This is a genomic window from bacterium, assembly GCA_019912885.1.
Taxonomy (GTDB): Bacteria; Lernaellota; Lernaellaia; order JACKCT01; family JACKCT01; genus JAIOHV01.
Genome location: JAIOHV010000004.1, coordinates 1 through 7,034, shown reverse-complemented (window position 1 = coordinate 7,034; position 7,034 = coordinate 1). Strand labels below are relative to the sequence as shown.

The following is a 7,034-nucleotide window of genomic DNA, read 5'->3' as shown; positions in this document are numbered from 1 at the left end:
GGACATACCACGCTCCCGCCGCGATGGCGGCGACGACAACCGCGACGACGACAACGCGCCCAACCCCGCCGCGCGATTCCCGCCGCTCGATACGCAGGTCCGCCAGGTCCGGTCGATCGTTTGCCATAGAGAAATAAACCCCGACCCGAATGCCGCCGCGAAAGCGTCGCATGGGAAAATCTCGCGGCGCCGCGCGAAAAACGGCGCGAGTATCGACGAACGATCGGAGGTTGGTCAACGCCGGGGTGATCCTTGTCGTTGCTTGACTTCAAAGCGAGCGCGTTGACAATGCTCGATGGAACCGGGAAATGAATTGACGAAATGCCGCATCCGCTTGAACTGAAATACGGCCTGACCGCCCAGGAATTGCTCGACGCCATTGACCGGAGATTTCGACTGAAAGTGGCCCTCGAAGGTGCGGTCGCGGAAGTTCATTTTGAAAGGAAACTGCGCGTTGCCGCGCGAGAAGGTTGGCTAACCAGTTTTGAAAGCCATGACATTGATGACATGCACGATTTTTCGGTAGTTTCTCTCGCCGGGAAATTAATCCGCGTTGAAGTAAAAACGATCCGAAGCGGTGCAAAAAAGCAAGTCGAACTTCAGAAAACGCGGGCCGCGAAAGCTGATCCCGGCAGCCGGTACTATGATCGCAGCCACTTCGACGTTGTCGCCGTCTGCATTGGACGTTCGACCGGCGATTGGAGTCAATTTCGTTATTCTTTGGTTCGCGGTCTGCCTGCACACCCCGGTCATCCCAATAAAATTCAAGTAATGCACAAGATTCCCGATGAAGAAAATACACAACCCCGATGGTTTTCAAGATTTCAGGACGTGATTGATGCGTTTTCAAATTGAACCTGTTTACGCCACGAAATGCGGTGCGTTGTACTGTGCCGACAGCCTCGATTTCATGAAACAAATACAAGATAATTCCGTCGACCTCGTCGTGACAAGTCCACCTTACGCGCTCCATTTTAAGAAAGAGTATGGAAACGTTGATCAGCGCGAGTATGCCGAGTGGTTCCTCCCGTTTGCGAGTGAAATTAAGCGAATTATTAAGCCGTCGGGTTCCTTCGTCCTGAATTTGGGTGGCGCGTGGAGTCAGGGAGCGCCCGTTCGCAGCCTTTATCACTATCGATTACTACTTGGACTCATTGACGAAGTCGGATTTCAATTGGCGCAGGAGTTTTTCTGGTATAATCCAGCGAAAATGCCCGCACCTGCCGAATGGGTAAACGTACGCCGCCTCCGCGTGAAAGATAGTGTCGAATATATTTTTTGGCTCGTTAAGGACCCAATGGCAAAAGCTGACAATCGAAAGGTTCTCCAACCTTATAGCGATGACATGAAACGCCTGATCAAACGAGGCGTGAAGCGCACAGTTCGTCCTAGCGGCCATATGATTAATGGTTCATTTGCAAGTGACCGCGGCGGCTCGATACCTTCGAATATGATTCAATGTGGAAACAACGAATCCAATAGCTCCTATATTAAAAACAGTAAGTCGGTCGGTACGAAAATTCATCCGGCGCGGTTTCCCGCGGAATTGCCGAGATTTTTCATCGAATTTCTAACAGAGCCGGGCGACATGATTCTAGACCCGTTTGCCGGTAGCAATACGACGGGTTATGTCGCGGAAACATTGCAGCGGAACTGGTTAGCCGTGGAAATTCGCCGCCATTATGCGGAAGAAAGCCGGCTTCGCTTCGTCTCCACGCCTGGCGAAGACACGAGCGCTAAAGGACAGGCACTCCTCCCCTTTGACCGCAAGGTCGCCGCCGAAAAGAAACGTTAAAAACCTGCGTCGACCCGTACACGAAATTCCCGGTTCGATTTGTTTGCTCGTCAACGACGATCAGGCAACACTTCGAACGCCCCGATCGGTATCGCGCGGCCGTTGACGAGTACGTCAACGGTGTGCGTGCCCGGGTACGGTTTTCGCGTCGTGTGAACGGCCAGGGAGATCGCGCGACGCAATTCGGCGCGCTCGCCGGGCGCAAGCTCGATCCGCTTGAGTTTAAAGACCTTTCGCGATGGTTTGCCATTCGCTTTTACGAAATACACCGCAAGATCGACAAGAAGGCTCTGCGTCGAACGCGAGCGGTTACGGATGGCGAACGACACCGTCACGCGCCCGCCGACCGGGATTCGCGGAGGATCGAATTTTACGTTGTCGATATCGACCGACGGCGCCCGACCAAAGCCCAGGAGCCCCAGCGCATCCTTGTTGCCGCGCTTGATCGCGGAACGCAAGGCATGTTCGACGAGCGCCCGGCGCGCGGGCGTCGCATCGACAAGCCACTCGGAACAGGTGCGGATGAGCAGATTTGGGTGCACCTTGCCGATGTCGTTCAGGTTGTTCGCGACGCTCCGGCGCACGAGCGGTGTCGGATCGTCTTTCAACCGTTCGAGAAGTTCGACGACGCGATCGGGATTTTCGTCCAGCCATTTCACGCGCGCCGCCCACGGCAAACGCAGGCGCGTCCCCTCGGAGACGAGGCGTCGTACGTGTGGATTGGTGTCGCGGCTCCATTCGGTTAGGCGCGCGAAGGTCTTTTCCGGATAACGCGCGATGAACCCGCGGATGGACGACTCGGCCGAAAATCGTTTGGTCAGCTCGTATTGCGCGCGCATCGAAAGGTCAAAGTGGTCGAGCCCGCGTTCGGCGACGAAGATCGTGTGCGGCAGATAGAAAAACGGTGCCATCCCCGCGCCTACCAATTCGTCCGAGGCGTGTTCCGGGCCAAGCGAACGCAGGAGGATATCGACCGCGTCTTCGTAATCCGGCGGAAGATGATCGGCGAGCGCCCTTGCGATGTGTCGGCCGCGATCGAGCAGTTCCCGTTCGTCAAGTCCGGCGCTGGCCTGTTTCACGAACGCACGCGCGGGAAACGCCGCATGCACGCGCGCCAGGTCGTCGGCAAGACGGCGGACGAGCGCGCGCGAGAAGAAGGTTTTTAGTTGCTCGGCCATCGGGGCAGGTATCCTCGCCGGCTTACTCCATGGACTCGACAAGGGCGTCGGGCGACATCGCGCCATTCATGTACGCTGGCCGCCCCTGCCTGCACAAGCGAATGGAGCGGCAACGTCGCCGAAATCTTGCTTGACCGCCCCCCGCGCGCTGCCTAAAGTCTCCCGGCTCATGCTGCGGCGCGTCCAAAAATTCGCCTGCATCTGCTAGGATAGCGCTCGCGCCGGGCGTTTTACGCGCCGATTCGGCGTTTTTTGACCAATCCACGCGTCCTCCTTCGGAATTCGATATGGCCAAAAAAGAGGCGCCCGCCGCCACGAACAGCTCCGGGATCCCGCTCGAACCGTTCTACCGCCCGGACGGAACGGACTACGCGGGCATCGGCGATCCGGGCGCTTATCCGTTCACGCGCGGGCTATTCGCGAGCGGCTACCGGACGCGGCTTTGGACCATGCGGCAGTACGCCGGCTACGGCGCGGCTGACGAGACGAACGCACGGTTCAAGTACCTGTTGGCGCAGGGCCAGACGGGCCTTTCCACCGCGTTCGACCTCCCCACGCAGATGGGTTATTCCGCGGAGGACGACGTCGTGGCCGGCGAGGTCGGCAAGGTGGGCGTGCACATCGGATCGCTCGCGGATTTCGAGGCGCTTTTTGACGGCATTCCGCTCGGCGAGATCAGCACGTCGATGACGATCAACGCCACCGCGCCGATTCTCTACGCAATGTATCTGGCTGTCGGCCGCAAACAGGGCGTCGCGGACGATGCCCTCACCGGCACGACGCAAAACGACATCCTGAAAGAGTACGTCGCGCGCGGAACCTACATTTATCCGCCCAAGGACGGCCTGCGGCTGGCGGCCGACCTCATCGCGTTCGCCGCCAGGACGACACCGAAGTTCAACGCCGTTTCGGTCTCCGGCTACCACGTGCGTGACGCGGGTTGCAGCGCCGCGCAGGAGATGGCGTTCGCGATGTCTTTTGCAATCGCTTACATCGACGCGGTGCTCGAACGCGGGCTGACGATCGACGAATTCGCGCCGCGCGTCTCCTGGATCTTCAACACGCACAACAATTTCTTCGAAGAGATCGCCAAATACCGCGCGCTGCGCCGCATGTGGGCGCGCCTGCTCAAGGACAAATACGGCGCGGTGAACGAGCGATCCCTGATGCTCCGAACGCACTCCCAGACCGGCGGCAGCACGCTCACGCGGCAGCAGCCGGAGGTGAACATCGTGCGCGCGGCGTATCAGGCGCTCGCCGCGGTGCTCGGCGGCGTGCAGTCGCTTGCCCTCTCCTGCTTCGACGAGGCGCATGCGCTTCCGACGGAGTTCGCGCAGGAGATCGCCCTGCGTACGCAGCAGGTGATCGCGCACGAGACGGGCGCCGCCGACGTGACCGATCCGCTCGGCGGATCCTGGTACATCGAGAAGATGACCGACGATCTCGAGAACAAGGCGGGCGAGATTCTGGGCTCGATCGAATCGAGCGGCGGCGCGGTGATCGCCATCGAATCCGGTACGATGCAGGCGATGGTCGGCGACGCGGCGTATCAGTATCAGCGCGAGATCGAGGAAGGCCGGCGCGTCATCGTCGGCGTAAATGCGTTTGAAAACACCGTGCGGCCGGGCGCCGACAAGATCGAACCGTTCGACGTGGACACCGAGGCGGTTCGCACCGAACAGATCAAACGCAATGTGCGCGTTCGCGCGGGGCGCGACAACGCCGCGTGCGAGAAGGCGCTGGCACGGCTCGCCGACGCGGCGAAGGATCCGTCGGTCAACATGGTGCCGCCGATTCTCGAGTGCGTGGAATTGTATGCGACAACAGGGGAAATCGCCGGGGTGCTGAAGACGGTTTTCGGCGCGTACGGCGACGTGATGAGCGAGATCTGACGCGGGATCGTCGAACCCGCGCTTTCCATTTCCATTCCAACGACTCTTTCAAGGAGCTGGCCATGGCTTTCGAATACGATACCGCGATCACCCGGCGCGCCGGTGAGCGCAATCGCCGCATTCTGGCGACGCACCACGACACGCATGTGGCGCTCGATCCGAAATACCGCGTGCAGTACGCGCATTTGACGGTGCCCGCGACGAACATGAAATACATCGAGGGCGCGGCCAAGGGCAAGGCGAACCTGGTGATGCTCGATCTCGAGGATTCGATCCCTCGCGGCAACGACGAACTGCTTCGGCAAGGCCGCGAGAACATCGTCAACGGTTACCGCGACCTCGACTGGGGCAACAAGATCCGTTATTTCCGCCCGCGCGGGCTCGCGCTCGATCCGGATTTCGAGGACATGGCGATCATCGTGACGGCCGGGGGTGCGTTTATCGACGGCCTGATCTATCCCAAGATCGAAAGCGCGGAGGAAGTGCGTTCGATCGATCAAGCCCTGACTGAACTTGAGGTCGCCGCGGGCCTGCCCGGCGGCAAGATGACGTTTCAGGTGCTGATCGAAAGCGTGAACGCCGAGGAGCACGTCTTCGAAATCGCGAAGGCGAGCACGCGCCTGACGGGCCTCATCTTCGGCGCGTTCGATTACTGGGGCAGCCTCGGCTTCCCCCCGCACCTCTACAGCGCGGATCACCCCGCGGTGAACGACGTGCGTTGCCGGATCGTGAAAGCGGCGGCGAGCGTCGGCATCCCCGCCATTGCGGAGATGACGCTGAATTACCCCACGCGCGAGAAAACCGAGGAGCAAAAGCAGGCCGCGCTCGATGAATGCCGGCGCGACGCGGAACTCGCGTTCCAATACGGCTTCCAGGGCAAGTGGACCGGCATTCCCGCGCAGACGGACATCGCGATCGACATCTTCAAGATTTCCGACGAGCGCCTGCAACAGGCGATCAAGGAGATGCGCGCATTCTTGCAGGCCGAAAAAGAGGGCAAGGGCGCGGTCATGATCGACGGGAAGATGGCCGATCGCGCGACCGACCGCATCAACCGCTCGATGCTCAAACAGGCGTGGGAGCGCGGCCAGGTGGAGCGCGACATCATGACGGAGTTCGCTCTCATCAAGTAGAAGGGGCGCCGCTTTGATCTACAAATCGCACAAGACCGTTTCGCCTCCGGACCTCGCGGCCGCGGAGCATGTCGTCTCGTCCATGCAAAAAGTGTTCGACACCGCGCGCACGTACATCAAGACGCTCGTCGAAGTGGACGGCAAATTCGACGCCGAAAAGGGTAACGCGCATCAGCCGGCGCTGCATGGCCTTGCGTATCTCGCGTGCGAGCTTGCGGCCGCGCGCGAGATTCTCTCCTACGCCCGCCGCCGGAAGTCCGCCGGCGGCCGGACGGACCTCGAGGAGCTCATCGCGCTAGCGTACATCGGCCAGTGCGCGCGCCGATGGACGCTCGGCTCCGACATCTCGGGGCTGGAGAATATCGCGGCGGCGGAGATGGGCATCACCGAGGACGTCCTGCGCGACACGCTGCACACAAACGAGGTGCGGGATTTTCTTTCGAGCGCCGGCGAGTCCGATCTTCTTTCGGCGATCGCCGAAGTCGTGGAAGAACGCGGCACCTTCGGCGATTTCGGCATCGACGACGAATTGCTGCGCGATATACAGGCGCAGTTCGCGAAATTTTCCGACAACGTCGTCGCGCCGATCGCGGAAAAGGTCCATCGCAAGGACACGCTGATTCCGCTCGACATCGTGGCGCAACTTGCCGAGCAGGGCGTTTTCGGCATCACGATTCCGGAGCAATACGGCGGCACCGAGCTTGGCAAGATGGGCATGGTCGTCGTCACGGAAGAGCTGACGCGCGGCTACATCGGCGTGGGTTCGCTCGGCACACGCGCGGAGATCGCCGCGGAGTTGATCCTCACGGGCGGCACCCAAGAGCAAAAAGACCACTGGCTGCCGAAGATCGCCGCGGGTGAGGTGCTGCCGACGGCGGTGTTCACCGAGCCGAATTTCGGCTCGGATCTCGCCGGCGTCACCACGCGCGCGACGAAGACGGACGCCGGCACGTGGCGCGTCCAGGGACAAAAAACGTGGATCACGCACGGGTCGCGCGCGGATCTCATGACGCTGTTGGCGCGCACGCTGCCGGAT

General features: G+C 60.6%; 6 protein-coding genes. 5 read left to right on the top strand and 1 reads right to left on the bottom strand.

Annotated elements, in window-relative coordinates; translation table 11 throughout:
- Window positions 1–321 precede the first annotated feature (321 nt).
- Both K8I61_00165 and K8I61_00160 read left to right on the top strand, forming a co-directional pair.
- Entirely contained in the window at window positions 322–855 is a 534-nt protein-coding gene (locus tag K8I61_00165) for a hypothetical protein (protein MBZ0270420.1), read from the top strand.
- Window positions 839–1,795 (top strand): site-specific DNA-methyltransferase, encoded by a 957-nt coding sequence (locus K8I61_00160; protein ID MBZ0270419.1) that lies wholly within the window; start codon window positions 839–841, stop codon window positions 1,793–1,795. Before K8I61_00165 ends, K8I61_00160 begins: the two co-directional genes overlap by 17 nt.
- Window positions 1,796–1,845: 50 nt before the next feature.
- Here the strand turns inward: K8I61_00160 and K8I61_00155 are convergent, their stop codons facing one another.
- On the bottom strand, window positions 1,846–2,973 hold the full coding sequence (locus K8I61_00155; GenBank protein ID MBZ0270418.1) for a DNA alkylation repair protein: 1,128 nt from the start codon (window positions 2,971–2,973) through the stop codon (window positions 1,846–1,848).
- A gap of 287 nt (window positions 2,974–3,260) precedes the next feature.
- On the opposite strand from K8I61_00155, the gene K8I61_00150 reads away from it, so the two are divergent.
- The 3 genes from K8I61_00150 to K8I61_00140 all read left to right on the top strand — a co-directional run.
- The gene (locus K8I61_00150) at window positions 3,261–4,865 is read left to right on the top strand and encodes a methylmalonyl-CoA mutase (GenBank protein ID MBZ0270417.1); all 1,605 of its coding nucleotides are present in this window, start codon (window positions 3,261–3,263) and stop codon (window positions 4,863–4,865) included.
- A 62-nt stretch (window positions 4,866–4,927) separates the two neighbouring features.
- Complete coding sequence (locus tag K8I61_00145; protein ID MBZ0270416.1) at window positions 4,928–5,998, top strand: hypothetical protein; 1,071 nt, start codon at window positions 4,928–4,930, stop codon at window positions 5,996–5,998.
- A 13-nt stretch (window positions 5,999–6,011) separates the two neighbouring features.
- Window positions 6,012–7,034, top strand: a 1,023-nt coding sequence (locus K8I61_00140) for an acyl-CoA/acyl-ACP dehydrogenase (protein MBZ0270415.1), incomplete at its 3' end; no start/stop codon positions are given.

Bases quoted from the DNA above. Each gene is read 5' to 3' on its own strand.
- K8I61_00165 (MBZ0270420.1), top strand. From the start codon at position 322: ATGCCGCATCCGCTTGAACTGAAATACGGCCTGACCGCCCAGGAATTG.
- K8I61_00155 (MBZ0270418.1), bottom strand. From the start codon at position 2,973: ATGGCCGAGCAACTAAAAACCTTCTTCTCGCGCGCGCTCGTCCGCCGT.
- K8I61_00145 (MBZ0270416.1), top strand. From the start codon at position 4,928: ATGGCTTTCGAATACGATACCGCGATCACCCGGCGCGCCGGTGAGCGC.
- K8I61_00150 (MBZ0270417.1), top strand. From the start codon at position 3,261: ATGGCCAAAAAAGAGGCGCCCGCCGCCACGAACAGCTCCGGGATCCCG.
- K8I61_00160 (MBZ0270419.1), top strand. From the start codon at position 839: ATGCGTTTTCAAATTGAACCTGTTTACGCCACGAAATGCGGTGCGTTG.